This is a genomic window from Neolewinella maritima, assembly GCF_923081025.1.
Taxonomy (GTDB): domain Bacteria; phylum Bacteroidota; class Bacteroidia; order Chitinophagales; family Saprospiraceae; genus Neolewinella; species Neolewinella maritima.
In genome coordinates, this window is record NZ_CAKLPZ010000001.1 from 415599 (window position 1) to 442524 (window position 26926).

Genomic DNA, 26926 nt, shown 5'->3' on the forward strand with positions numbered 1-26926 from the left:
CACAAATAGAGTATCGGGCGAGTATTTCAGAACTTTCAAATTCATCCACTATGAACATCACTCCGGAACAAGTCAAGCAAATTACCACTCAACTCGCTGCGGTTGAGACGAAGACAGACTTAGCTGCGCTACTGAGTGAAGCGCAAAATATCCTGCACGGTAAAACGTGTAAGCCGATAACGGCAACTGCATTTGCCTATCATATGAACCCGTACATGAATAAGAATCGGTACCGGAATTTTACTATAAAGAAAAAGTCGGGGGGCGCGCGCGTGATCTATGCGCCAACCAATGATCTGAAGGCTATCCTTCGTGCGCTAAATCTGATACTACAGTGTATGTACACCCCGGCTCGAGTTGTTACGGGTTTTGTGCCAGGTAGATCTATTGTCGACAATGCGAAGTGTCACATAGGTCATCGTTATGTCTATAACATCGACGTAAAGGACTTTTTCCATTCCTTCGATCGCAATCGGGTCAAGCTGGCCTTTATGTACGCACCCTTCAATCTTCGAGACAAGCGGGAACCGCTAGCTTTCTTCCTCGCTTCACTATGTACCCAAGCATTCCGTTTTCCAGGCGAGGTAGTCAAGGCCATTTTGGTTCAGGGGAGTCCTACCTCCCCTACGCTTACAAACATCATCTGCGCTACCCTCGACCGGCGCTTGACCGGCTTGGCTCGCCGTTTCGGAGTGACCTATTCCCGCTATGCGGATGACATCACTTTCAGCTCCGAACACTGCCCCTATAATCGGGAAGACTTCCAGCGAGAGCTTCTCCGAATTATCGAAGGCCAAGGTTTGACCCTAAACCCCGACAAAACGAGACTACAGAACCTGGCTCATCGACAGGAAGTGACAGGGCTAATCGTCAACGAGAAGGTAAATGTCCGCCGCCGCTACGTCAAGCAACTCCGAATGTACCTCTACTACCTGGAGAAGTATGGATTTTACAAGGCGGAGGCGATCTTCCTACGTGACTACCTCGCCGATCGAAAACACAATGTAAAGGGTAACCCCCAGATGTTGAATGTGCTCGGCGGCAAGCTAGACTTCCTGCGTATGGTGAAGGGTCAGGAGGATAGTACATACATTAGCTTACTCCAGCGCTTTCAGCGCTTCGACTTCCGACCCACCAAGATCAGCAAAACGCTTGATGCTTGGGAGATGGGAGGAATTAAAGAGGGGATGAAGATATATTATGGACAGGATAAGGAGAAATGATGGATAAATTTCGGTTTTTGCACGATATACTAAGTAGTCAAGTTCTTCGACCTAAAGAGCGGCAGCGGTTAGTTAAACTAATTGGCGATGAGTTTTTAGGTTCTAACCTATCTCAAAAGGTAGATATAATCACCAATAGAGGTAAAAATACTGGTGTATCTAACAGCTATTGCAATGATAGTAGATTGGAATTGTCATCAACTCTACAGTTGCTCGATAGTGAAGCGAATAGTAGTAAAGGTGATCTAACTGTATTTGGCAAGTCTGATATGCCTCAATACAGAGATCCAAAAAATCTACGTGATTTTTTGTATGAATTCAATCAGGACCCTGTGCTTAAGACGACTTGTCATGATATGGATAGCGACGACCTAGAAGTTATCAACGACTACTGTGGTATCAAAAGTTATAATTTGGAGGCCCATTATAAACTAATAGTAAGTAACTACAACTCGTTGACAGCAAGATATCGAAGCAAGGGTGTTAATAGAAATGTGTTAGGCCTGATTTCCGCATACCTAGGTATTCAGAATAGCAAAACTAGATGGTCTGAAGAAAATATTGAGATGAATTGGCGTACGAAAGGTATGGTCGAATGGGCAAAAAATCATCCTAACTTCCCACCTCATGCTAATTCATCACTGATAGAAAGCCGCAGAAGGGAGGGTTTTCGAATAGTGAAGCCAATAGTAATAGAAAAACAAAATAGGATAATCCGGGATTTTAGAGAATTAGTCATATATTTTAAACATATGTTCCACATCCGGCAGGATAATTCCTTGTGTAGTTTGCTAGCTCGAGTCAACAATACGTATAAGTCTGAGATAAAAATTGACCTATCAGAAGTTGCAAGTAACCTTGAACTATTTACATATGTAGATGCTATCAAGCAGGTATATGTCAAAATATTGAATATGATTGTGGAGGCAAGTAAACAACAGGAAGGAGCCATGATGCCTGAAGTTATCGTTTCTTCACTCGTTACTAGCGATGGTAAAAATGTGATTTTGAGCGTGAATCATGTTAATTCAGTGTATGGGAAACCCATTGAAAATACTGTTAACCGTTTGGGTAAGGACTATACGAGTTTAATATTGAAGCAAATAAATGGCTTATGTGACTTCTACCTTGAAGCTGATTTTGGTAGTTCGCATTATGCAAAAGTAAATGTTTGGAATGGAAAAAAAAGAACCAGTCAAACAGTAAGTAAACGTCTTGGGGTAGAACACATTTTAGTATTTCCAAATTAAAATTGACTATGATTTATATAGTAGATGATAAGATAAAACGAGCGGCCGATTACGGATGGAGCATAGATAAGTTTGAGGCCGCGCATAACGTCCAGATAATAAACAACCTCAAGCATCTATCTGCTCTTAGTGAAGAGATCTTTGTAGATGGCAACACTATATGCTATCACGAGTCATTCTTGGCTAAAACTTCGTTAAGAGATCGTGCATTAGAGAAGCGCAAAAAATTAGAGCAGTTTGCCGCAGAGAATCAGAGTTTTAGTTTGGTAATTTTTAGTGGAAGTAAAAACAGTAGACACATACAGGATAACGTAGCATACCTTCCGGTAGAAGTATTATACGAAAATCTGGAAGCATATGCCTGTCATGCAATAACTGAAAATGGGGATATTAGATATCTCCTATTTGGGACGACACCTGAGCGGGAGGAATCAGCGAGACGTGCGAGGGATAATTCTGATTGGGATAATGTCAAAAAGTTCAGCTTAGTTGACATTGGTAATCAGGGTAGTCTGTATATTAAACCATCCTCAGGAGCTATACCGAATATTCGATTTAGTGGGGGGGGTGAAGTAACTATATACAGCATTAGTTCCGACGAAGAAATTGATAATTTTGTGCGTACAAACCTTGCTGATAAGGTGTTCGATCAAGTCTTTATACCTGTAGCATTTGGTAAAACGCTATGTGATTATCTCGGTTTGCGTCTTGCTATGCATATACGCTTTACACCTGGACCAAACCAGCTTACTCCAATATTTATATATAGCTTCGTAGGCCACGCCGATTTGATTCAAAATCAATGCTTCGATATTTTGAAAACCAAAAGTGTCTTCCTGATCGATCGTGATGTTGAGGTAGTTGAAAGATACGCAGATGGTAGCGTAGTATATCCACCGCTTAGTTATCAAGAGTTAATCAGTGAATTAGAAAAGGTAAATCTGAGAATTCCTTCGAATTACGGTAGTAGCCACTCTATGAAAAATGAATGGGCTGTATATAGATGGGCTGTGGCTACCGAAATAGACGTTTCCTCTACTGGCTTAAGCAAAGCAGCACAAACTAACCTCTACATAAAATATTATAGCTATAAGCATCTTGCTGATTCTAATTGCGGACACGAAGCAAAGCTAAAATTTGATGTGCGTCTGCAGGCCATTCGTGACAAGAGATCTTCCTTGTCACGAACAGCTTCCGTACTAGTAGTGGATGATGAAGTAGGTATGGGTTGGGATGTAGTAATCTCATCTTTATTTGGGAAGGTGAATCAATTATCCGTGGATTTTTTAGGCGCAGATTTCCGGCAAATGACCTCTAGCCAAATCATCGAGAAGGTATTGTCTAAAGTAAAGTCTGTAAGCAGTCAACCAGATGTGGTGATTCTAGACTATTATTTATCGCAACAGTGCCATGATCAAGGTACCCCAATATCAGTAGATATACTGCAGCTGATCAAAACACAAGTTAATCCAGGTATTCAAGTAATCGTGTTCTCGGCTACAAACCAACTTAAGAACTTGCGGTTAATGCAGCGGGTAGAGAAGGGCAATCAACCAAAGCGTAGAAGCTTTTCTCCAGGAGCAGTAGTTGGTATAGATGGGTTTGTTTCGAAGTTTAATAATGACGCAACTACATCAGCGTTAGATATGGTCAGTGAGATGTATGACGCTGCTGATAGAGCTCTTTTGTTAAAGGCTATATACGTCAAGTTTAAACTAATACACGGTACTGATATACCTAAACTCACCAAATATTTTCGTGATAGACTGTCCAGCAATTTAGAAGTTGCTTATACGCTAATTGAAAAATCCTTCGAGGTGCCAAAGTACAAGAATTATGCGTATTTGCAGTTATATCTGATTCTTGAAGATGTCATGAATGAAGAATCACTATATAGCGGTGGTGTAACCCATACAGTAAATGGAGATATCGTAGTCGCAAATCAGCTCGACGAGTATAAACCATATAATTGTGAAAAGGCATTACGTTGGAATAGGGCTAATAAGAGTTGCCCAGCAGCATATTATACGTGGGAAACTGTAGAAAAGGACTGCCATCCAATATCGATTGACTTTAGAATGTCAGCTGTATTGCTCTGTCTGTATGGATTTGACAGTACTAGTCAAACAGATTGGCCGAATATTAGAGACATTCGCAATGAAAGAGGTGCACACGCCAGCGACGCAACGATTACTGTGGAAGATCTGAATCGGCTTATCGATTTTATGGTATTCTTCTTTGATCTAAAGAACCAGGCTCAAATCAGCAAAAGAGGTTTAGTAAATCGGCAAGCAAAGATTAGAGAAGAAGAGTTAAAACATAAACAGGAAAAAGAGTATGATGCAATTCGTAGAAAGCATAGAAGGTAATACGCACCACCACTGCACCCAACCCCCTAACCTTCGCAGCAAAACCACCCCTCAATGCACATCCACGACCACTTCCAACACCTTACCCTCACCGACGATCAGGACCGAGCCGTAACTGAGCTAGGGGCATTCATCGAGGGTAACGACCGGGCCTTTATTCTACGTGGCTACGCGGGAAGCGGGAAGACGACTCTGCTGAAGGGGCTAGTCAGCTACCTAAGATCTACGGAATGTAATTACCAACTAATGGCTCCCACCGGCCGGGCAGCTAAGATCATACAAGAAAAGACTCAAGCTAAAGCATCGACCATCCATAGGGGCATCTATGCATTCAACGATTTGCATGAGGTCGAAGCAGGGGAAGCGACAACCGATGTCAGTTTCCTTTACGCCTTTAAACTCAGGCAGAATGCAGATACGTTTAGCTCTATCCTGATCGTAGACGAGGCCTCCATGGTCGGTAATACCTACAGCGAGCAGGAGTTTTTCCGTTTCGGTAGTGGCCGCTTACTGAATGATTTGATAGATTACGGTAGGATCGCCGATGCAGCAGCTAGGAGCAAAATTATTTTCGTTGGGGATAGCGCCCAGCTACCACCGGTCGGCATGTCGTTCTCTCCCGCCCTTGATGACAACTACCTGAACGAGCACTTCGGAATAACTGCACGTAGTACCGAGATGTCGCGGGTAGTGCGACAGGCTGAGGGTAACGGTATACTGCAAGCGGCCACTAACATCCGCCGCTCAATGACTTCGGGCTTCTTCAACGATTTCGATTTACGGGCCAATGGCACCGATCTTTTTACCCCCCGATACGCCGACTTCCTCCAAACCTATAAGGAAAAAAGCGGGAAGAAGCTCATCATCTGTTACAAGAACAGGACCGCCTGGGACATAAACCAACGGATCCGTAAGGATAAGTTTGGTAGTGACCTGCCGATCCAAGAGCGCGATATAGTTATTATTGGACGAAACAATTACAAGGCTGAACTGCTCAACGGAGAGTTTGCTGTGGTTAACAAAGCGGATGCAAATACAGTCACAAGGAACGTTCGCTTTAACGTAAAAGGGGGCAAAACGGAAAGCGTAGACCTGACTTGGCGAAGTGTTGAACTGTTGAAGCGGGATGAAAGTGGTCAGGTAGTGACGGTGACGGGGTACATACTGGAGAATTTTCTCACCTCCGAAGCCAACTTGAACTCGCTCGAACAGCGCGCACTATACATCGACTTTAAACAGCGCCATCCGAAGTTACGACCCGGTACACCAGAGTTCAAAGTAGCGATCGCAGATGATGAATGGATCAATTGCATCCTACTAAAGTACGGCTACGCGGTAACCTGCCATAAGGCACAGGGTGGCGAGTGGCAAAGCGCTTTTGTCTTGTGGGATCGGGGTATCACCGAAGGGTTCGACTTCTTCGAAAACAAACATACTAAGACGGGCAAAGACAACCAGGATTTTTACCGTTGGGCCTACACAGCTGTTACCCGGGCAGCAGATCAGCTTTACTGTATCAATCCGCCTCACTTCACCTCTTTTTCTAATCTCACCTTTGTCGATAATGGGGTAGAAGCCGAGCTGGCTGCTCTTACGGGCATTCCTGCCGAGGCAGTAGAAGTAGAATTTGCGGAGGTCTTACCGGTCCTGGAACAGTTTAACCTGCAGGATGCACCTTTATCTATTCAGGACCACTTTATCCGTCATCACTTATTCCTGCGGAAGAAGTATATCGACATTTGTGGTTGGGAAAGAATAAGCTTTGAAATCTGGTACACCTTTCAGCGGGAGGGGCAAACCGCCGGTATCAAATTTTGGGTAAACAAAAAAGTTAAATTCAACAAAAAGAGCCAGAAGCTTTCAAATCTTACGACCTCGGACGACCTATACGATGAGATAATTCAATTACTGCCAAAGGTCCCGCCAGTAATCGTAAATCGAGATACGGTAGAGAGTATACTGCCCCGAATTCAATTCGAACTTGAAGTAGAAGAGGAAAAACCGTTTTTAAAGAGATTTTACGCGAAGTTCGTTAGTAGACTATCGGATGATATGCGCATCACTCATCTGCTACACCAGCAGAACTGCGAACGATACACGTTTGAGAAAAGTGGTAAGACATGCATATTTGATCTCCGGTACAAGGACAATGGTTTCTTTACAACCATAAAATTACTGCCCGGAAAGTGTGAGGATCCAACTATCATACTTACCCTAAAAGACATCATCCATGGACTCAAGTCGTAAAACATCCAAGGATATTACCGAGCTGCGTAAGGCGGGTCAGTTATCGGAGGCTCTTGAGTTAGCTACTCTTCTGCTGGTCGAAAAACCAGACGACATCTGGGTGAAGCGTGCCGCCTCCTGGGTTCACTATGAGTACCTAAAAGCTAACGCCACGCCCAGTGGAAAGAAGCGCTTCGCCAAGCACTTAGAAGCTCTTCAGGCGCTGAACCTATCGGCCGAAGAGGATCTACTATTTGGACAAGTCACCTGGAAGATAGGCAGCTTGATCTTCTCTCTCGCACAGGAAAATACCTTGGAGAACCAAGTCGTCAATCGGATTTTTAGTGCAGTTCGGACGATGCCCATCCCCCGCCCGTCCGAAGGAGCTTCCTTTATGCTCAAGGCCTTTCAGAAGATCAATAAGGAATGGAGCAACTACCTAGCCTTTATCGACTGGTTCGGTTTGGACAATCTACGCAAAGAAGATTACCGGAAAGAGGAGTTCAATGGCCGTCGTATCATGGCCGTCGCAGAACAAGTCTACATCGCCTACGCAAAAAGGCTACTAGTGGGAGTGCCCACCGGGGGGTTCGGTAGTCCAAATGCGATCGACAAGGAGAAGGTAGTCGCCTTCATGCCACTACTTGACAAGGTAATTGAAGAGCACCCCGAGTATCAGTACCCCGCCTACTACAAGGCACAGTTCCTGATTGCTATGGGGGATGGGCAGGAAGCTCTTGACGCCTTTCTTCCTTTCGCTAAGCAAAAGAAAAATGACTTTTGGGTCTGGACGATGATGGCGGACCTCTTTCCGGAAGAAGAAGACGTGCAGTTCGCCTGCTACTGCAAAGCGCTCAGCCTAAAGCCCCCCGTTGAGTACACCGGCAAGGCGAAGACTACGTTCGCTGGTCTTCTCATTCAGCGGGGTAACTACGATGCCGCCAAAACGGAGATCGAGCAAGTAGTTCGAATTCAGGAGAAAAACGGTTGGAACACGTCCGCACAACTTACCAACTGGCAGAAGCAGGACTGGTATGCCACCGCACGGAGCCGATCAAACAACGAGAAGCTATACAAACGTCATCTACAGCAAGCCGAAGAGATCCTTTATCGGAACCTCCCGGTGGAAACTATTGTAATTGAATTTGTAAACTCAAACAAACACGTAGCAAACTTCGTGAAGAATGAACGTAAGTACGGTTTTTTCACCTACACTCATTTAGGACTCACACCCTCTATTGGGGACATCCTAAACGTACGTTTTTCTACCCAAGCCAACGAAGGCTATTTTAAGGTCGCTACCGCCAAAAAACTAAACGCGGACTCAAAGTGTGAAGCTCTGCGCTCCTTCAGCGGTAGTATTAATAAACGAGAGGGGCAGGAATTTAGCTTTGTCGATCAGGTCTTCATCGCACCAGACATAACCGCACGTCACGGACTACAGCAAAATCACGCAGTTACTGGTACCGCCGTTCTGTCCTACAATAAGAAAAGAAAGCAGTGGGGTTGGAAGGCAGTTAGTCTCGTTCCACACCAACACGATGCTACCTCTATTACGTAGTTCACCGCTTCAGCTTAACCATAGCTAGGAACTACCAAGCCGGGCAGCGGTGCGCAGGTGCAAACTCTACTGATGAAATATCAGCTTATCTGATGACTATTCTAGTGAACCAGCTTGCAAGTCCTGTTATACTCAAGACTTGGCCTCTCACTTCCGCACTGCATTGCCAAAATTCTCATGCAGCTACAGCTGTACTCCGGTTCTAGCGCCTTGCGCAGTAGCGAGATACCTGCGACTTAGTATAGTAATACTTACTGTCTAGTCCACTGGTCAACTGGCAGTTGATCCGCTTAACGCACCGACTTTCTTAACTTCATCGCACCCGCGCCCCGCCGCCCAAGTACTACCCGTGATGAAGAAGTCCTGATCCCCGTCCGCCAACCCCTAAGGGCCTACCTGCGCAAGCACCGCAGGGATGTAAAACCGCCGCTGCAGTACGCCGACCTCAACCGCTTCCAGCAGACGATGGTCATGATCAACCACGAGGGGGAGGACAGGCTGTGGCAGACGATCTTCTACGACGAGTACGAGTGCAAATAGATTGAGACGAGACTGAAGCAAATCCATGCCCTGACAGGCTGGCCGGGTCAGCCTACAACTGCACGAAGAAGCTGAGTTGGTCGGTAGCGTATAAAACCCCGACAGTCAGGAAGACGGTCTACTTAGCTGGTCCTATTTCGCCCCCAGGGTCCACTACCAGATCAAACTGGAATTGAAGCTACCCAACGAAGACTTCACGGGGAAGGCTATCGACATGCCGGTGATCAATTCGTTTAGGGGTGCTGACGGGGGAAACGATACGCGACACTTTCCGCTACGCCGACATCCTGCGCTGCGCCATCGACCCCAACGACAAGCGCAGCTGGCCCAGCCGCGCCGAGGAGACGATGAGCAACTACACCCAGGTCAACGAGGCCATCACCTACTCGATCCGCTTTCAGAACACGGGCAACGATACGGCCTTCACCGTCCGGCTGGAGGACCAGCTCAGTGACCAACTGGACCTGACGACCTTCAAGCCGCTGACCGCTAGCCACGACTACCGGGTCACGCTGTCCGACGGCGGACTGCTCGAAGTCCTGTTTCCTAACATCCTACTGGTCGACAGCGTGCGCAACGAGCCGGGAAGCCACGGCTTTTTCACCTTTGAGATCCTGGCCAAGGAGGATGTAAGTGATTTCACGGCCATCGAAAACACGGCCGGTATCTACTTCGACTTCAATGCGCCGGTCATCACGAATACGGTGACCAACACGATAGTGGAGGAGCTGGATGCGGACAAGGACGGCTACTTCTTCTTCGTCGACTGCGATGACAGCCGTGCCGAGATCAATCCGGGCATGACCGACATTGCCGGCAACGGCATCGACGAGAACTGCGATGGGGTGGATGGCACCTCGGCGGTCCGGGAGTTCGGCGGAAAAATTCTGACCCTGGCCCCCAATCCGACCCGCAGCCGCCTTAGCCTACGCCTGTCCGAGGCGGGCGACTTCCGCCATACCCTGCACGATGCCCGGGGTCAGCAGCTGGAGTCACGGGCGTTCCAGCAGTCTGCTACGATCGACCTGGGGGGGCTACCGGCGGGGATATACCTGCTGCGGCTAACGGATACGGCGGGTGGCTCGGTGACCCGGCGGGTAGTGAAGCATTAAGAGCTTGCATTATCTCCCCGACCGCTAATAGAGTACGGTGAAAGTGTCCTAATCAAACACAAGCAGGTAATTTTTGAGATATACCATTAGGTGACCAAGCGCGTGGTAGATCAGTAGTTTATGGAGCTCCAGTAAGGGAAACAAGCTTACCGCCCCATATGACTACGTGTAGTTCACTCCCCCCGCTCCACCGGCAGCCCCGCCGCCTCCCACGCCCCCAGACCCCCATCCAGATTGAGCAGCTGGGTGAAGCCGGCGTCCTGCAGCAACTGGATGGCGCGGGTGCTGCGTCCGCCCGACTGGCAGGCGACGATGATGGGCCGGTCGCGGGGCACTTCGTCCAGTCGGTCGGGGAGTTCGCTGAGGGGGATGTCGAGCTGCGCATCTACGCCGTAACGCACCGCTGCCAGCTCCTCCGGCTCCCGTACGTCGAGCAGTAGGGTGTCGGACTGGACGGCACGGAGCGCTTCCTGCGGCGTAATTTGGGGAATAGCCGTGCTACGCTCCGGCACCACCACTGCCGAAGCAGCCGGTCGCTGGGTGGCGCAACTAGCGGTAAGCAGAAGGAGGCAGTACAGAAGGAAACGCATGGTGGGTGGGCTTTCAGCAGTAAACCCATCGCTAGCGCTTTTGCTCAATCCACACCGCACCGGCGGACGCGCCCGCAAAACCAGGTTCCTGACCGAAGTGTTCCCCGTGCTAAAGCATTTCCCCCTGACCGACCGACTTACCGCCGACGCTATACAGCAGCACTTCCCCACCTTCACGGAGCCCGGCCTACAGCAGGTGCTAGCCGATCAGGGCCGTGTGCACCGCTTCGGGGAGGGGGAGGTGATCATGGACTACGGCAACTACGTGCGGATGATGCCGCTGATCCTGAGCGGTACGATCAAGATCAGCCGGCTGAGCGAGGACGGCTCCGAGCTGTTCCTCTACTACCTCGCGCCGGGGGAAAGCTGCGCGATGACCTTCTCCTGCTGCATGGCCAGCAAACGCAGCGAGATCCGCGCCGTAGCCGAAGAACCCACCGTGCTGCTCGGCCTGCCCCAGCAGAAGCTCGACGAGTGGATGATGCGTTATACGAGCTGGAAGAACTTCGTGATGCAGACCTACGACCGGCGCATGCACGAGCTGATCCGCACGGTCGATCAGGTGGCCTTTCACCAGCTGGATCAGCGGCTGTACGACTACGTGGATACCCGCGCGCAGCTGCGTCCCGACCGTAGCATACAGGCCACGCACCAGGACATTGCCAGCGATCTGCACGTGAGCCGGGAGGCCGTCTCCCGCCTGCTCAAGATGCTGGAACAGCGCGGGGTAGTGGAGCTGGGGCGTAACCACATCCGTCTCGTCAAACCGCTCTCAGCTTAGTTCTTTGCTGTGTGATGTACATCACGGAGTCTGCCGCGGCAGACGCCTACTTTTGTCCCCTCAACCGATCCTTTTATGCTAGACGTACTTTCCCAACCCTGGCACTGGTCCGTCAGCGGACTGGCCATCGCCACGGTGATGTTCCTCCTCCTCTACGCCGGTAAGGAGTTCGGCGTATCCTCCAACCTGCGCACGATGTGTACCATCGCCGGGGCCGGTAAGCGCTACGATTTCTTCGACATCGACTGGCGGGCCCAGCGCTGGAACCTGCTGTTCGTCGCCGGCTCGGTGATCGGCGGTTTTCTGGCCTTCTACTTCTTCTCCAGCCCGGAGCCGGTGCAGCTTAGCGGGGAGACGGTCGACTACCTGCAGTCGGTAGGTATTGCCGCCCCCGGTCCGGCCGGCACCCCCTGGTCGTACGTCCCCCGGGAGCTCTTTGCGGCCGAAGAGATCTTCACCCTGCGCGGATTCATCGTGCTGGTGATCGGTGGCTTTCTGATCGGGTTCGGTACCCGCTGGGCGGGGGGCTGTACGAGCGGTCACGCCATCAGCGGCCTGTCCAACCTCCAGCTTCCCTCGCTGGTCGCCGTGATCGGCTTTTTCATCGGCGGGCTCCTTATGAGCTGGCTCATTCTTCCCCTGATCCTCCAATTCTAGTCCATGCGTTCCCTCATCTACCTCACCATCGGCATCCTGTTCGGCTTCGTGATGACCAAGTCGGAAGCCATCAGCTGGTTCCGCATTCAGGAAATGTTCCGCTTCGAGAGCTTCCACATGTACGGCATCATCGGCACGGCGGTGGTCGTCGGCGCCCTCGGTATCGCCCTGGCTAAGCGCTTCGGCATTCACGCTTACGACGGCAGCGACCTGCGGCTCAAGCCCAAGGACTTCAGCATCCCCCGCTACCTCTACGGCGGCATCGTGTTCGGACTGGGCTGGGCCATCACCGGCGCCTGTCCGGGCCCCATGTTCACCCTACTCGGCCAGGGCATCTGGACCATCGGCGTCGTCATCCTGAGTTCCATTCTCGGCACCTTCGTGTACGGCATCCTGCGCCCCCGGCTCCCGCACTAAGGTCGAGGCGTTGCACGCCGAGCAAAGCACCCGGGCGCGGCCGCCGGTGCAGGGTTAATAGCAAAAAAATATAGCACGATGAACATCAAGCAATTCTTCGACGAGGGCCTCGCCCATGCATCCTACATCGTCACCTCCGCGCAGCAGGCCGTAGTCATCGACCCGGCCCGCGACCCGCAGCCCTACTACGACTACCTCCAGGGAGCAGGTGCCGAGTTGATTGGCATCATCGAGACTCACCCCCACGCCGACTTCGTCTCTGCCCACCTGGAAATGCACGAAACGACCGGGGCACCGATCCTGGTCAGCGGTAAGGTCGGCGCCCACTACCCCCACCGGGCCTTCGACGGTGGGGCTACCTATTCGCTGGGCGACTGTACCCTTACGGCCCTCGATACCCCCGGTCACTCGCCGGACAGCATCAGCATCGTACTCACCGACGCAGCGGACAAGCAGCGTGCGGTCTTCACCGGCGATACTCTTTTTGTGGGGGATGTCGGTCGGCCCGACCTGCGCGAATCCGGCGGAGCGGCCGACAGCAAGAAAGAGCGGCTGGCCCGCGCCATGTACCACAGCCTGCGCGACAAATTGATGCCCCTCGATCCGGACGCCGAAGTCTACCCCGCCCACGGGGCCGGCAGCTTGTGCGGTAAGGGGATGAGCGACGAGCGCAGCAGCACGATCGGTAAGGAACTGAAGACCAATCCCGCCCTACAGGAGCTATCGGAAGACGCGTTTGTCGACTGGTTGCTGGCCGACCAGCCCTTCATCCCGAAATACTTCCCCTACGATGTCGACCTGAACAAGCAGGGTGCCCCCGCGCTGGAGAAGAGTCTAAAGGACGTGACACGTAAAGAAGCCGGGTTTACTCCCGATCCCAGTGGCCATACCGTAGTAGTAGACACCCGCGACGAGGCCACCTTCAAGCTCGGTCACCTGCCCGGCGCGCTCAACATTCAGGACGGCAACAAATTCGAGACCTGGCTCGGCGCGCTCGTTGCGCCCGAAACACTCTTCTACCTGGTGGGTAAGGATGAAGCCGCGCTTGGCACCGTGATCGCCAAGGCCGCCAAGATCGGCTACGAACCCTTCATTCAGGCAGCCATTTCGATGCAAGAAACTTCGGCCGGCGAACGCATGCCCGCCATCGACCTGACTGCCTTCCGCGCTGCACCGGAGCAGTACACCATCGTCGACATCCGCAACGCCAGCGAGGTGGAGGAGGGGAAGTTCTTCGACTCGGCCATCAACATCCCGCTTCCCGAGCTATCCGATCGGGTAGGGGAGGTGCCTACGGATAAGCCCGTGGTCGTGCACTGTGCCGGTGGCTACCGCTCGGCGATCGGATCTAGTATCCTGGCCGGTGCCCTGCAGGACGTGAAGGTCTTCGACCTGAGCGAAGCGGTGAATGACTTTAAGTAGCTAGCAGCATGGCAGTACGCTCCGTATTCCGGCGTATCCTCACGTCCAACTGGCTGCCCCTGCTAGTGGTGGGGTTCTTATACCTGACCGGCCTGCACACGCCCGTGATCGCCCTGCTGCAGCGGGGTATCCTGGCCACCGGACTTTTCCAGCCCGCTACGGATCTACCGACTACCTATACGCCGGGCGGGCCGGTCAGTACCACGACCCTCGACTTCCGCATGGTCGACCCGGCAGGTCAGGTGGTCAACGCAAGTGAGCTGACGGGCAAGGTCGTGTTCCTCAACCTCTGGGCCAGCTGGTGCGCGCCCTGCCTGGCCGAGATGCCCAATATCCACGCCCTGTGGCAAGACTATGCGGAAGATGACCGCATCGCCTTCGTGCTACTGAATACGGAAGACGAGCTGACTAAGGGACTCGCCTACGTAGGTCGTCACGGCTACGGCTTTCCCGTATACCGACTACTCGGCGGACTGCCGGAAGAGCTCCGCACCGGTACGCTGCCGACAACCTATGTGATTTCTCCGGCCGGGCAGGTCGTCCTGGAGCACCGGGGCATGGGGCAGTACGATACCCGGAAGGTTCGCGACCTGTTGGATCGGCTGCTGAATGATCGGGTGAGCCGCTAGTAGCCACCGTACCTTGCGGCCCTCCGTACCTTGCGGCCCTCCGTAAATGCCCGGCCCCATCGACTACCTGATCCCCTTCATCGACTATGCCGGTACCCTGGTGTTTGCCGTGTCCGGTGCCCTGGCCGGCATCCGGCGCAAGTTTGATGTGTTCGGCATTTTCCTCATGGCACTCGTCACGGCCATCGGCGGCGGCACGCTGCGCGACCTGCTCATCGGCAGCACACCCGTCAGCTGGATGCTGAGTAATCTGTACGTCTACCTGGTGATCGGGGCGGTGGCATTTGCCGTACTGCTCTACCCTCAGATCGGTAAGCTGCGCAAGGGAATGTTCCTGTTCGATACGATCGGCATTGCGCTCTACACTATTCTCGGTCTGCAGAAGGCCCTGTCCTTCGGGCTCTCCCCCCTCATCGCCGTTATGCTGGGGGTGGTGTCGGCCACCTTCGGGGGCGTCATCCGCGACGTGCTGTCCGGCGAGGTGCCGCTTATCTTCCGGCGCGAGATCTACGCCTCGGCCTGCCTGCTGGGTGCCGTCGTTTTTCTGCTGATCGACTCCTGGCTGGGCGACGAGGCGGGTATGAGTATCGCCATCGCGGTGGTCTTCCTGATCCGCTTCTTCGCCGTTAAACGCAAGTGGTCGCTGTCTTTCCTCACGCGCTCCCTGAACTGAGCGCCTTACCCAACCCCCCCATGACCGTCACCATCCAGGCCGCGGAGATGACCGAGGTGCTCCGCCAGGTGTTCGCCCTGCACGGCTTCACCGACGCCGACGCCGCTACCCTTGCCCGCGTCCACACCGAAAGCACCCTGTACGGGGTCAACTCCCACGGCATCGACCGGGTAGCCAAGTTCATCGACTACATTGGCCGGGGCCTGGTCGACACCGACGCCCGGGCCGCGCGGGTAGCGACCTTCGGCAGCATCGAGCGGTACGACGGCCACTCCGGTCCCGGCGTACTCAACGCCCTCCACTGCACCGATCGCGCCATCACGCTGGCCCGGGAGCACGGCATGGGCTTGGTGGCCCTGCGCAACACCAACCACTGGATGCGCGGTGGTACCTACGGCTGGCGGACGGCAGCGGCGGGCTGCATCGGCATCCTGTTCACTAACACCACACACAATATGCCGGCCTGGGGCGGGCGCGATCCCCGTACGGGCAATAACCCCCTGATCATCGCTATACCCCGCGCGGGCGGCCACGTAGTCCTCGATATGGCCCTTTCGCAGTTCTCCTTCGGCGGTCTGAACGCCCACCGGCTCCGGGGCGAGGAACTACCCTTCCCCGGCGGCTGGGACGCGCAGGGTCAATTGACCACCACCCCCGCCGACATCATCGCCAGCGAGCGCGCCCTGCCCATCGGGTACTGGAAGGGCTCGGCACTGTCCATGGTACTCGATATGCTGGCCACCCTGCTCTCCGCCGGCAACTCTACCTACCGGATCGGACAGCGGGGGCACGAGACCGACGTCTCCCAGGTCTTTCTGTGCATCGACCCCGCACGCTTTCACGACCGCGACCTACAGCAGCGCCTACTCGACGAGATCGTCGACTACAACCACAGTGGCCCCCCCCTGCGGGAAGGGCAGCGCACCTACTATCCGGGGGAGCGTGCATTGCAGAACATGCAGCACAACCTAGCCCACGGCATGGCGGTGAGCATGGAGGTCTGGCGCGAGGTCACGGACCTGGCTCAGCGCACCACGATATAATCCGTGAACTCGTCACCACGGCTGTTATCAACGTACTTGCCGAGGTGCTCGTCGTCGTTGATCCAGGCCCAGCCGCGCTCGAAATCCTGGTAGATCTGCGAGGGCTCGCCGGACTGCGGGAAGTAGTAGTCGCGTGTCTCCTCGGAGTCGATGAGCCACATGAAGCTGAAGTCGCCGCTGCGCTCCCCGCTTATGCCGCGCAGGAAGATGATCTTAGAATCAGGCAGGGCATCCGACTGGGTGGGTGACCACATATTGTGGATGAAGCGCTCGAACTCGGCTTCGTCCACGTCGCTCTTCAGCCGTACGTGGTGCAGACCGAGGATCGCGCCGGGCCTCAGCCAGTGCTGGGTAACGTCCTCACCCGTTTCGATGATCTCGTAGGTGTTGTTCAGGATCTGATCGAAGGCCTCTCCGGAGGTGAGTACTTCGCTGGGTTGGGCACTGCCATCGGGCAGTACCTGTAGCAGCAGGTGGCGGCCTTCGTACTGTCCGCGTTCGCCCTTCAGGTGGTAGATCGGCGCTCCGTCGGTCGCGGTCATCGTATCGGTATTGGCCGCGCTATCGGACAGGAAGTACAGGCTCACCCGCGCGCCTTCGCGCAGTAGTACCGGCTCGGCGATCTCGTCTTGCGCCAGCAGGGGGGGCAGGGGCAGGGCGAAGAGGACGGCGAGCAGCAAGAACGGTAGTGTGTAGCGTGTAAGCATGGCATGATCGGTTTGAACGCGTAAGGCTCCTAAGTTACGGGCTGGGTGGGTGGTAAACAAACGGCCGATCCCGCCCCCGGCGCTCACCCTGCGGCCATACTTAAGCCACGTCTACTGCTCCTTCACCCTACTGCGCGTAAACGTAGATCTTCACATCCAGCCTATAGAATCTACCACCGTCGATCACAAGTATCGAGCACGGGAATTACAGCGTATTGCGGCCAGCCGTGATCGGATGACCCCTCATTCTACTCCATTCAGCAGACTGTTAATGAAATACTAAGTCTTTTTCTACCATCGTTGAATATGTAATACGGGGTCTTTTGGCCCGCATTACCCTTAGTTTCTCCCTCATGAACCAGTATTTATTTGCCCTGATCATTCTGGCGCTATATGGCGCTTCGGCCTTCACCGACGCACCCGAGCCCCCGGCTACGGACGTCCCCAATATGGTGATCGTAGAAGACCACGCACCGGTATCCACCGATAGTCTCGCTGCGCCATCCGCGCTACCCCGAGTCGCTGGTGAGCATAGCGGCAACCACGCGGTCTACCTGCGGTAGTAAACTTCGCCCCGCATTACGGTTTTCGGAAGGTACCACCTAACCGAAATGCCTTATGCAATCCGTGCACCTGATCACCGTTTTCATTCTATTTATTCTGGGTTGCTCGTCTCCTGGCACCCTGCCTACAGTAGCTGCGGATGAAGCGCCTTCCGCCAGCACTACCACCACCTTCGTATTCGGCACCCGCGGCGGCCACGGCGCAGAAACTTACCTGCGCCTCAAGGACGGTATCCTCTACCGCAGCGCCTACGCCGGCCTGCGCACCAACGATCCGGACTACGCCTTCAATTCCGATGACCCGGCCGGAGACGAATCCAACTGGGAGCGTATAGGCCCCGCCCCGGCCGAGGCCAATGATCTTGCTACTAGCTTTCCCGAGGAGGCCTTCGCCCAATTGCAGGAGACAGACAACTGCCCCGCCCTGGCCTACGACGGGAGCTGTCCGCTCGTAGGGGTAGGGGAGGGCCGTGCGTACCGCAGCTACTTCGGCGACTTTGCGGAGCAAGCCGAGGTGGCCGCTTACATGGAGCGGGTCGGACAGTTCGTGACCGGGCAGGCAGATCAGTAGAACAGGACCTGGAAGTTATTCGCTATCCGGGAGGTCGTTGTACACCTGTGCGTCGGCCGGCCGATCGAAGAAGTCATCGGCCAGACTGCGGAAGGCATAGTCCGTCACCTCGATCTCGGTCACCGGTTCGCTCACCTCGCCGTCGTTCCACATGTACGTAGTGTAGCCGGTGGGCAGACTCAGCCCGTCCACCTTGGTCTTCCCGGTCAGCACCATCAGCTTTTCGGGGGTGCTGCCGCCGTCGGGGAAGAAGCCGGGGTAAGACACCACGTAGCGCAGCGCATCCAGCTGTCCGGTTTCGGGGTGCAGGTACAGTACGTAGTAGTCCTCCGACGCATCACCCGTACCCTGGGCGTAGGTCACGCGCACCATATCGTAGGTGGTGCCGTCCAGATCGGCCGCGGGCATGGCTTCGAAGTTGATGCCTTCATCGGCCAGCACGAAGGGCAGGCCCACGAAGTAGTAGGGTGTCAAGGCCCAGAAGCGCGGACTCATTCCCTCTACCTTTTCGCCGTCGGCCGACCACGCATCCGTACCGTCGTAGCCGTAGCGCACCGTCGTATCGCTGGCCAGCTGGTGTACCGCGCGGCTGCGCAGGTAGTCGTTGGTGATGTAGGTGTCCCGGGGCGTACTTCCGTCCAGGGGCCGGTAGTTGAAGTGGTAGTACAGGGCGCCGTTGCCGTACCAGGCTTCCAGTCCGCCCATGGCGTTGATGGCCCGTAGTACCTGCTGGGCGGGGGCGCTGGTGCCGAGTCGTTCGGTAGCAGCGGCGATCCGCTCCGCATGGGGAGTACTGGTTTCTTCGACCACTACTTCAGCAGTAGGCTCGGTATCTGGACTACAGGCCAGAAGCAGGAGAAAGGAGAGGAGGGTGAGGTAGCGCATAGTAGCTAGTTAAGGGTGTGAGGACACCCGGGGCGGACGAAAGTTTGCTTTCCCACTGGGCGGGCTTGATCCGAGTAAGAGAAAATCACACTACACCACACATCCAAGCGGTGCGTAAGGGGGTTACCGCTGCGATACCGATGCCCTATGCCCCCCAGCACTATTCCCATCAGCAAGCAGCTGTCCCTCACCACCCTCACGCCCGCTGACCAGCCCGGAATTTGGGAGCTCATGCACCGTATCTACCCACCCGCCTACCATAACTTCTGGCCGGACGGTGGCCGCTGGTACGTCGGTAGCCTCTACAATCCCGCTCACTTCGCTGGGGAGCTTAGCGTAGCGGACACCCTTTACTGCAGTATCCGCTGGGAAGGCGACGTAGTGGGTATCGTCCGCGTCGTAGACCATCAGCCGCTGCCCGAGCAGCCCGAACGACGGGCCAGCAAGCTGCACCGGCTTTACCTCGACCAGCGCGTCCACGGCCGCGGCATCGGCCGCACGGTCATCGAGTGGGTGATCGCTACCCGCCGTGCCCGCGGACAGGAACTGCTCTGGCTGGATACCATGGAGCAGGCGCCCGCCGCCCGTGCATTCTACCAGCAGCTGGGCTTCACCGAATCGGCCTACGTACAGTTGGATATGCCGCTGCTGTACCCCAGTATGCGGGGCATGTACCGGGTGGCGCTGCCGCTACACGATGCCCAGATGTAGGACGCGGCCGCCGCTGCGGTTCACGGGCATAGTGCTCTTGCCGATCACTACGCCGTCCTCTGGTGCCAGGTACTGCTCCTTGAGGGTGCCGAATACGTCGCGCTGACTGGCGATCAGGTCACCCTTTTTGACCTCGGCCAGCAGATCTACTTCTACGGTCAGCAGACCGCCGGTGTGGGTGTAAATCCAGTAGCTTCGCTTACAGAGAATAGGCCCTGACTCCGTGGAGGAAGGCTGAATGATCTCGTCCTGCGTCATCTTCAGGTAGCTCAGCGCATTGTGAATGCCTTCGATACCGCTCCGGATCAGCTTCTTTTGGTACACTCCGGGGTTACCTACCTCCAGGGTAATGGCGGGAATGTCCAACGCATCGGCCGATCCGCGCAGGGTCTTGTCGTTCGGTGGGTTGTGGACGATCAACTGGGGATTCTGCAGGATGGCCAGCTGGCGGGTGATCTCGTGCGACATATCGGCCCGTACGTAGTAGCTGTTCACCCGTCCGCGGCTGGCGGTGTGCAGGTCCAGCAGGTAGTCGAAGTGCTGAATGATCCGGTCCATGAGCCGGAAGGCATAGACCTCGCTGGCCCGACCGTCCTCCTTACCCGGCATCACATGGTTGAGATCGAAGCCGTCGGTATAGACGCGCGTCTGCCGCAGGAAGGCCGGAATATTGACCACCAGCACCCCGATGATGGTACCGGTAAGCTCTTCCACGTCGAGATCGGAAAACAAGCGCTGGATCACGCGAATACCATTGAGCTCATCGCCGTGTACCGCCGCGGTGACGCCCAGGGTTGGTCCGTCCTGTTTGCCCTTCGCCACGAGAATGGGGATGCGTACCGGCTCACCCAGTCCGTCGCTGATGATGCGCAGCCAGTACCGGCGGATGGTGCCGGCCGGCTGATCGACCTCCGAGAGGCTCAGGATGGTGGGGGCTTCGGTATTAGTGGTCATAGCAGTAGCTGAATAGTTCGTCAATCGTTTGTTGTAGGATCGGCCGGCCGGTCTGGGCCTCCGCCTGCGGAAAGCCGCCGATGCTCAGGGTGTTGAGCTCCGAGAGCACCCGCCGGCCGTCGTCGGCCACCAGGGTGTCCACGCCGCAGAAGCAGATGCCGCGCCGCAGGAGCTCGGGGGCGATCGCCTCAATCATAGCGTGCTCCTCAGGAGCTACTTCGGCGCCGATCGACTTACCGCCCTGGGCCACGTTGCAGAGCCACTGTCCGGGTGCGGGCAGGCGCAGGGAAGCGGCCAGGATCTTGCCGTTCACGACCAGGATGCGCTTGTCGCCCTGGCTGACGTTCTGCAGGAACTTCATGGCAAGGTACGGCGTGCTAAAGTCCGCCCCGGTGACGTCCTCCGGTCCGTTCACCCGCAGGATACCGTTGCCACCGTAGGCCCGCAGGGGTTTGAGGACGAGGGGGAAGTGACGGGCATACTCCCGGGCTTCCTCCGCGTTGCGCACCAGCCGGATGGGTGGTGTCCACTCCGGGAAATTGAGCAGGAAGGACTTATCGCCGGTCACCTCGATCCCCTCCGGGTTGTTGATGCACAGCGGAGCGTCCGCCCCACTGTTGTAGTCGGCCAGCGCGTCGAAGAATACGGCGGATACCGGGTGGGGCAGGCGCAGCCAGATCACGTCGTAGGCCTGGGGGTCGAGTGGGTGAGTATCTTCCAGAAACTGGCGTCCGCTCGGCTGAAACTGTAGTTTGCCCTTCACCCGGAAGCCCTGCACCTGCGTGCGCGCCCCCTGGAAAAACGGGGCATTTTTGGGATTACCCCGGCTGGCGATGTCGACATACTTGCAGCGCGGATCGGCCGCCAGGGTGCTGACGAGGGAGTAGACGGAATTCTGGTCGCTGTGACCGCTGTGGTCGGTCAGTACCAGGAAGGAAAGCGCGCTCATGCGAGGATTTCGGAAAGGAGGACGGGATCGTCGTTCAGGCTGGAGAACAGCCGCAGGCTAAATTTGCCCTTGGAGTTAAACAGCTTGGTGGCCATTTTGTCGATGGCTACGGTGCTCAGTACGGTCTGGATGTAGGCCTCGATGAGGTCGTCCAGGCCGATGCCGAGTTTGTTGAAGTCGCGGCGGTCCATGAGCAGCAGCCGGTTGGTGTCCGAGCCCCACTGGTTGTCGGCCAGTTTTTCGGAGAGGTTGGTGCCCAGCATGGCCCAGGAGTCGGTGCCGGCGTCGAGCTGATCCGACAGCGCCTGCTCGGCGCGGCGGCTGTAGCAGGCCAGCGGACGGATGCCGGAAGCGGTGCTGCTGACCATGAGCCGTACGTCGCTCACGAAGGTGCGGCCCTTCTTGTCGGGGATGGTGCCGACGTGAAAGAACTTGCCGTCGCCGCCCGTCGAGCTCCAGCCGTAGTTGCCGATCAGGCTCTGCACGATGAAGCGCTCGTAGTCGATGGGCTCGGCCATGAAGGCATCGAGCTCGCCCTGGTTGGTGATGGTGTACACGCCCTGGCCCGCGTTGGAGTAGGGGACTTTGACCACGGCCTGTCCGCCCAGCTTAGCCACCCAGAGGGGGATCTCGTTGCGGCTTACGTCCCAGATGGTTTCGGGGGTGTGGATCTTGAGTCCCCACTTTCTAATCTCGCCGTTGTAGAAATCGTAGGCCTTGGCAGCTACCATCTTGTTGCGGCCCCCGGCCAGACAGGTGACGATGGGGTTGAGGATGCGGGTCTTGCAGTTGAGGGGCAGCCGCGTCCAGGGCCGCTGCGTGAGGTAGCGGAAGGCGGCGCGCAGGCGTACCCACTCCCCCTCGTGCAGGGCGTAGAGCCAGTCGTTTTCGACCTTCAGCTTGCGTTCGTCGGCCCCGTAGTAGTCGCTGATGTAGAGTACATCCTCCTGAAATACATCGGCGATGGTGGCTGCGTAGCCGCTGGACTCCATGGGGTTCTTGTCGTAGATCACGGCCAGGCGGCCGTCTTTTTTGTTTCCGCGGCGCTCTACGTAGGGCCGGAAGGTGCGCTCGACCAGCAGGCGGTAGCTGCCTTCCTCCTGGTGGTCGTCGAGCAGCGGCATCGACTTCTGGCCCGAGGGGCAGGAGTTGTTTTCAATGATGACCATGCGGCGGCGACCCTGGGCGGTGGTGGCGTTGATGAGATCGGCCCCACCCCAGAGAAAGTACTTGCACTGGTAAGCCAGAATCTCGCGCAGTCCGTCGGGATCTACCAGGGGGTTGAGGTGACAGTAGCGGCTTACGATCCGCTCGCGGTCCAGGTTCAGGAAGAAGCTGACCATGGGGTGGATCGTAGCGTTGAGCGCCTTGGGGTACCAGTGGGCCTCGGCCTTGAAGCTACCCGGCGAGACGGAGGTGGTAGAATTACGCATGTACGGGGTAGGATTTGGCGGGGCAGTTCACCGGGAGGGTGGGGCAGCATTACGCTGCTAGTTATATGCTAGGGGAGAGGAAACGTAAGGGGCTAGTCTAATAGGGCGACAAAGGACGGAATGTTTGACCAAAGCAGCCGGGAAAATGTGCTGGCCGGTTAAGTTTGTGCCATGAAGTTGCTCCTGACCGCCCTGTGCCTCTGCGTATCCGTACTCTCGGCCCAGGGGATCGGCCTGCACCCCCCGGAGGTCGACTGGCAGCAACTCCGCACCGCGCAGGCCCGTATCATCTTTCCGGCCGGCTACGAACAGCGGGCGCAGCGGGTAGCCGCTCTCATCGATACGCTGGCCACCGGGCACTCCCGCAGCGTAGGGGAGAAGCTGTACGACATCGACCTGGTGCTCCAGACGCCCAATATGACGGTCAACGGCTACGTAGGACTGGGGCCGTTCCGTTCGGAATTCTACGTCACCCCGCCCCAGAGCTTCAGCCTGCTCAGCCAGACCGACTGGGTGGATCTGCTCACCCTCCACGAGTTTCGCCACGTGCAGCAGACCAGCAACGAACGGCGAGGCCTCACCGGCCTAGCCGCCCTGCTACAGGGGCAGACCGGCTGGGCGGTGCTGTCGGGTATCGCCACGCCGAACTGGTTCAGCGAGGGCGATGCGGTGATCGCCGAGACCGCCTTCAGCGCAGCCGGCCGCGGTCGTACGCCGGCCTTCAGCGGTGACCTGCGCGCCCTGCTCGGCCGGAACCGGGTATACCGCTACGCCAAGGCGCGCAACGGCAGCTTCCGTGACCTGGTGCCCGACCACTACCGCTACGGCTACGCCCTGCTCACCTATGCCCGCCAGCAGTTTGGCAACGACGTCTGGCGGCGCGTACTCCACGAGGGGGCAGCTTACCGCAGCCTGCTGTACCCCTTCAGCCGTGCCCTGAAGCGGGAGACCGGACTAACCACCCGCGAATTGTACCTCACCACCATGGCCGAACTCGAGCAGCTACAGGACAGTGCGCTGGTTGCCCGGGGAGCCTTGGTGGAGGGGCTACCAGTCGAGCAGTCCGACCGTGGCGACATCCGCGACTACCGCTTCCCCTTCGTCGACGCACGGGGGCGGCTACTAGCTCTACGCACGAGCTACCGGCAGCTGCCCGCGCTGGTGGAAGTCGGCAATCCCGATCGGGTGATCACGACGATCGGCATCCAGCGGGAACCGTGGCTGGACGGCGGCAGCGACGTACTGTGGACCGAGTACCGCCAGGATCCCCGCTACACCAATCAGAACTACTCGGAGATCGTCCGCTACGACCTTGGTACCGGCGAAAAACACGTCCTGACCGAGGGGGGCCACTACCTTTCGGCCTCTCTGAGTCCTGACGGCCGCCGCATCGTAGCCGTATACTTCGATCCCCTGGCCCGGAACCCCGAACTGCGGCTACTCGACGCCACGAGCGGGGAGGTTATCAACAGCCGCGCGGTCCAGTATACTACCGTAGCCTGGCCCCGCTTCGCACCCGCTGGCCAGACCGTGTACTTTCTCGGTCAGGCTGCAACGGGAATAAGCATCGCTGCCTGGGACACGGATACGGATGCCGTGCGCACCCTGCGCCCGCCGAGTCGTGAACCTATCGACATGCTTTCGGTGACGGAGACGGGGCAACTGCTGTTCACCAACGGCCGCAGCGGCGTGGACAATGTGCACCGTCTCGACCCGGTCACCAGCCGGGAAGAGCAACTTACCAACGTGGCGGTAGGGGCCTACTATCCGCGACTGTCCGGATCGACGCTCTACTACGCCAGCCCCACGCCGCGGGGGGAGCGGCTGCACCTGCTTACGCTTAGTCCGGACGAGGGGGGTGGCGCTGTCGACCTACCGTCCGCACCGAGCTTCTTCGAACGTCCGGAAGCCTTCGCTGCTGAGGCTACCGATCTGCTGTCTAAGGTAGAAGCAGGTAACTACCCGGTGAAGAACTTCAGCAATACCCTGGGCGGCATCAAGCTGCACAGTTGGTCGTTCAACGGCAGCTACGTCACCCCCGGCGTGCGGGTCGAATTCGCCAACGCCTTAAATACGGCCGAGCTAGCGCTAGACGGCCTGTACAATATCAACGAGGCCCGCTATTCCGGTGGGGCTACGGCGACCTACGGCGGACTATTCCCCGTCATCGAGCTCTCCGGCCGCTACCGCGACCGCAACACCCTCGTGCAGGAATCCCGCACCGATAGCTTTCGGGTTTTCCGCCAGGAATTCTCCGAGGTGGCATTCGGACCCACCCTGCGGCTACCCCTGGAGTGGGTAAGCGGCAACTTCGTCACCGGTCTGACGCCCTCCCTGGGCTTCACCTATATAGATCCCAGTGGCGGAGAGAGTGGCCGGCTGCCCCGCAGCTTTGGCAATCTGACGGCGGGACTCAACTTCCGCGTACTCCAGCGCACGGCCGTCCGCCAGGTGCAGCCCCGCTGGGGCATGACCGCCGCCCTGTTGTACGACCGTGCCCTGGGCGACGGGGCGGCGGGGGCGCGCTTCCTCCTGCGCAGCTCCGCCTACCTGCCGGGTGCGTTTCTGACCCACGGTATTCGTCTGGACCTAGATCTACAGCGCGAGCAGGCGGAAAACCTGTACCAGTACCCCGATCTATTCCGCTACGCGCGCGGCTTTTCAGCCCCCCTCAACGACCGAGTGTACCGCCTGGGCGTGAATTACCAGTTGCCGCTACTTTACCCCGACATCGGCTTGCTGGGCATCACCTACTTCAAGCGCGTCCGGCTCAACGCCTTTTACGATTACAGCCGGTTCACCATTGACGCCTTTGCCGGCGGCGGGTTTCGGGAGCAGAGTGTGGGGGGGCAGCTGTACTTCGACAACGTGTGGTTGAACACCCAGGCCATTACCGTCGGGGTCGAGGGTGCTTACCGGCTGGACCGCGATCTCTTCTCGAATGACGAGCAGGATGTGCAATTCCGACTGTTGCTGTCGGGCAGTTTCTAGACGTTGAGGTAGTTCAGCAGGCTATCGAAGCGCTCCTTCAGGGTATCCTGTAGCTGCTTTTCGTTGAAGCTGGCCTTGACCACGTAGTTGAAGCGCTCGAAGGTGGCGATCACGCCGGCGATGCTCTGGCTATTCAGCTTCAGGGTCACCTCGATCTGATTGGAGTCGACCGCGCCGCGCACGAACGAGCTCAGAATGATCGCGCTATCGCTCTCTACGATGCGGGCGATCTCGGCCAGGCTGTAGTCGTGCCGCCCCATCTCCAGCACTACGATCGAGCCCGGGTTGCTGAAGGTGCTCGACTGGGCGAAGAAGCGCAGCAGGTCCTCACCGGTCACCATACCCACGTAACTTCCCTCGCGGTCGATGACGGGCACCACCGTGAGGTTGTTGTCCACCAGTTGCCGCATCACGTCGTAGAGGTGATCGTCGGGATACACCGAAGGGGGCAGTTTGGCCACGCGGTATTCGCCCACGGCCTCCTCCGGGTCGGCATCCAGCACGTCGTCTTCCGAGATCACGGAGGCGAGCTTACCCTGGTCTACCACCGGCAGGTGACGGATGTAAAATTCGTTCATGATCTCGAGGGCTTCCTCCCCGGTGTCGGAGGGACGCAGAGGCACGAGAGCGTCGGTAAGGAGGAAGTCAGCGGTCATTCGGGGGGGGGAA

The 26926-nt window shown here is 56.4% G+C and carries 24 protein-coding genes; 17 read left to right on the forward strand and 7 right to left on the reverse strand.

Annotated features, from left to right (window positions below; genetic code table 11):
- The first annotated feature begins 50 nt into the window (after nucleotides 1-50).
- The 6 genes from MJQ68_RS01735 (at nucleotide 51) to MJQ68_RS01760 (ending at nucleotide 10281) form a co-directional block, all read left to right on the forward strand.
- Entirely contained in the window at nucleotides 51-1223 is a 1173-nt protein-coding gene (locus tag MJQ68_RS01735) for a reverse transcriptase family protein (protein WP_238749251.1), read from the forward strand.
- A gap of 17 nt (nucleotides 1224-1240) precedes the next feature.
- Nucleotides 1241-2473: a hypothetical protein gene (locus MJQ68_RS01740; protein WP_238749252.1), complete on the forward strand. Its 1233-nt coding sequence runs from the start codon at nucleotides 1241-1243 to the stop codon at nucleotides 2471-2473.
- Between the two features lie 8 nt (nucleotides 2474-2481).
- A complete protein-coding gene (locus MJQ68_RS01745; RefSeq protein WP_238749253.1) occupies nucleotides 2482-4842 on the forward strand; it encodes a hypothetical protein in 2361 nt (786 codons plus the stop codon).
- Nucleotides 4843-4896: 54 nt separating this feature from the next.
- Nucleotides 4897-7089 (forward strand): ATP-dependent DNA helicase, encoded by a 2193-nt coding sequence (locus MJQ68_RS01750; protein ID WP_238749254.1) that lies wholly within the window; start codon nucleotides 4897-4899, stop codon nucleotides 7087-7089.
- Nucleotides 7073-8629: a DUF7017 domain-containing protein gene (locus MJQ68_RS01755; protein WP_238749255.1), complete on the forward strand. Its 1557-nt coding sequence runs from the start codon at nucleotides 7073-7075 to the stop codon at nucleotides 8627-8629. The genes MJQ68_RS01750 and MJQ68_RS01755 overlap by 17 nt, the downstream gene beginning before the upstream one ends.
- A gap of 779 nt (nucleotides 8630-9408) precedes the next feature.
- Entirely contained in the window at nucleotides 9409-10281 is an 873-nt protein-coding gene (locus tag MJQ68_RS01760) for a DUF7619 domain-containing protein (protein ID WP_238749256.1), read from the forward strand.
- A 173-nt stretch (nucleotides 10282-10454) separates the two neighbouring features.
- On the opposite strand, the gene MJQ68_RS01765 is transcribed toward MJQ68_RS01760, so the two are convergent.
- Complete coding sequence (locus MJQ68_RS01765) at nucleotides 10455-10871, reverse strand: rhodanese-like domain-containing protein (protein ID WP_238749257.1); 417 nt, start codon at nucleotides 10869-10871, stop codon at nucleotides 10455-10457.
- Nucleotides 10872-10911: 40 nt separating this feature from the next.
- Between MJQ68_RS01765 and MJQ68_RS01770 the strand changes: the two genes are divergently transcribed.
- From MJQ68_RS01770 to yiaK, 7 genes are all read left to right on the forward strand, one after another.
- Complete coding sequence (locus tag MJQ68_RS01770) at nucleotides 10912-11652, forward strand: Crp/Fnr family transcriptional regulator (RefSeq protein ID WP_238749258.1); 741 nt, start codon at nucleotides 10912-10914, stop codon at nucleotides 11650-11652.
- 75 nt (nucleotides 11653-11727) lie between these two features.
- Nucleotides 11728-12309, forward strand: a complete 582-nt coding sequence (locus tag MJQ68_RS01775) for a YeeE/YedE family protein (RefSeq protein WP_238749259.1) — start codon at nucleotides 11728-11730, stop codon at nucleotides 12307-12309.
- Nucleotides 12310-12312: 3 nt separating this feature from the next.
- On the forward strand, nucleotides 12313-12726 hold the full coding sequence (locus tag MJQ68_RS01780; RefSeq protein ID WP_238749260.1) for a DUF6691 family protein: 414 nt from the start codon (nucleotides 12313-12315) through the stop codon (nucleotides 12724-12726).
- Between the two features lie 78 nt (nucleotides 12727-12804).
- On the forward strand, nucleotides 12805-14148 hold the full coding sequence (locus tag MJQ68_RS01785; protein ID WP_238749261.1) for an MBL fold metallo-hydrolase: 1344 nt from the start codon (nucleotides 12805-12807) through the stop codon (nucleotides 14146-14148).
- Between the two features lie 8 nt (nucleotides 14149-14156).
- Nucleotides 14157-14777: a TlpA family protein disulfide reductase gene (locus MJQ68_RS01790; RefSeq protein WP_238749262.1), complete on the forward strand. Its 621-nt coding sequence runs from the start codon at nucleotides 14157-14159 to the stop codon at nucleotides 14775-14777.
- Between the two features lie 46 nt (nucleotides 14778-14823).
- A complete protein-coding gene (locus MJQ68_RS01795; RefSeq protein WP_238749263.1) occupies nucleotides 14824-15450 on the forward strand; it encodes a trimeric intracellular cation channel family protein in 627 nt (208 codons plus the stop codon).
- A gap of 20 nt (nucleotides 15451-15470) precedes the next feature.
- On the forward strand, nucleotides 15471-16493 hold the full coding sequence (yiaK, locus tag MJQ68_RS01800) for a 3-dehydro-L-gulonate 2-dehydrogenase (protein ID WP_238749264.1): 1023 nt from the start codon (nucleotides 15471-15473) through the stop codon (nucleotides 16491-16493).
- Here yiaK and MJQ68_RS01805 read toward each other — a convergent pair.
- The gene (locus MJQ68_RS01805; RefSeq protein WP_238749265.1) at nucleotides 16475-17200 is read right to left on the reverse strand and encodes a hypothetical protein; all 726 of its coding nucleotides are present in this window, start codon (nucleotides 17198-17200) and stop codon (nucleotides 16475-16477) included. The two genes, yiaK and MJQ68_RS01805, sit on opposite strands and share 19 nt — an antisense overlap.
- A 353-nt stretch (nucleotides 17201-17553) precedes the next feature.
- Here MJQ68_RS01805 and MJQ68_RS01810 point away from each other — a divergent pair, with 353 nt between their 5' ends.
- Nucleotides 17554-17763: a hypothetical protein gene (locus MJQ68_RS01810; protein WP_238749266.1), complete on the forward strand. Its 210-nt coding sequence runs from the start codon at nucleotides 17554-17556 to the stop codon at nucleotides 17761-17763.
- Between the two features lie 55 nt (nucleotides 17764-17818).
- Nucleotides 17819-18334, forward strand: a complete 516-nt coding sequence (locus MJQ68_RS01815; RefSeq protein WP_238749267.1) for a hypothetical protein — start codon at nucleotides 17819-17821, stop codon at nucleotides 18332-18334.
- Between the two features lie 15 nt (nucleotides 18335-18349).
- On the opposite strand, the gene MJQ68_RS01820 is transcribed toward MJQ68_RS01815, so the two are convergent.
- Nucleotides 18350-19219 (reverse strand): hypothetical protein, encoded by an 870-nt coding sequence (locus tag MJQ68_RS01820; RefSeq protein WP_238749268.1) that lies wholly within the window; start codon nucleotides 19217-19219, stop codon nucleotides 18350-18352.
- Between the two features lie 147 nt (nucleotides 19220-19366).
- Between MJQ68_RS01820 and MJQ68_RS01825 the strand changes: the two genes are divergently transcribed.
- The gene (locus tag MJQ68_RS01825; RefSeq protein WP_238749269.1) at nucleotides 19367-19930 is read left to right on the forward strand and encodes a GNAT family N-acetyltransferase; all 564 of its coding nucleotides are present in this window, start codon (nucleotides 19367-19369) and stop codon (nucleotides 19928-19930) included.
- Here MJQ68_RS01825 and MJQ68_RS01830 read toward each other — a convergent pair.
- The 3 genes from MJQ68_RS01830 to MJQ68_RS01840 are packed head-to-tail and all read right to left on the reverse strand — an operon-like array spanning nucleotide 19910 to nucleotide 23266.
- Complete coding sequence (locus tag MJQ68_RS01830; RefSeq protein ID WP_238749270.1) at nucleotides 19910-20884, reverse strand: succinylglutamate desuccinylase/aspartoacylase family protein; 975 nt, start codon at nucleotides 20882-20884, stop codon at nucleotides 19910-19912. The genes MJQ68_RS01825 and MJQ68_RS01830 overlap by 21 nt on opposite strands.
- Nucleotides 20874-21833: an ATP-grasp domain-containing protein gene (locus tag MJQ68_RS01835; RefSeq protein WP_238749271.1), complete on the reverse strand. Its 960-nt coding sequence runs from the start codon at nucleotides 21831-21833 to the stop codon at nucleotides 20874-20876. The genes MJQ68_RS01830 and MJQ68_RS01835 overlap by 11 nt, the downstream gene beginning before the upstream one ends.
- On the reverse strand, nucleotides 21830-23266 hold the full coding sequence (locus MJQ68_RS01840; protein WP_238749272.1) for an ATP-grasp domain-containing protein: 1437 nt from the start codon (nucleotides 23264-23266) through the stop codon (nucleotides 21830-21832). Before MJQ68_RS01840 ends, MJQ68_RS01835 begins: the two co-directional genes overlap by 4 nt.
- 171 nt (nucleotides 23267-23437) lie before the next feature.
- Between MJQ68_RS01840 and MJQ68_RS01845 the strand changes: the two genes are divergently transcribed.
- Nucleotides 23438-26257: a TolB-like translocation protein gene (locus tag MJQ68_RS01845; protein WP_238749273.1), complete on the forward strand. Its 2820-nt coding sequence runs from the start codon at nucleotides 23438-23440 to the stop codon at nucleotides 26255-26257.
- On the opposite strand, the gene MJQ68_RS01850 is transcribed toward MJQ68_RS01845, so the two are convergent.
- Nucleotides 26254-26913 (reverse strand): CBS domain-containing protein, encoded by a 660-nt coding sequence (locus tag MJQ68_RS01850; protein WP_238749274.1) that lies wholly within the window; start codon nucleotides 26911-26913, stop codon nucleotides 26254-26256. The two genes, MJQ68_RS01845 and MJQ68_RS01850, sit on opposite strands and share 4 nt — an antisense overlap.
- Nucleotides 26914-26926 lie beyond the last annotated feature (13 nt).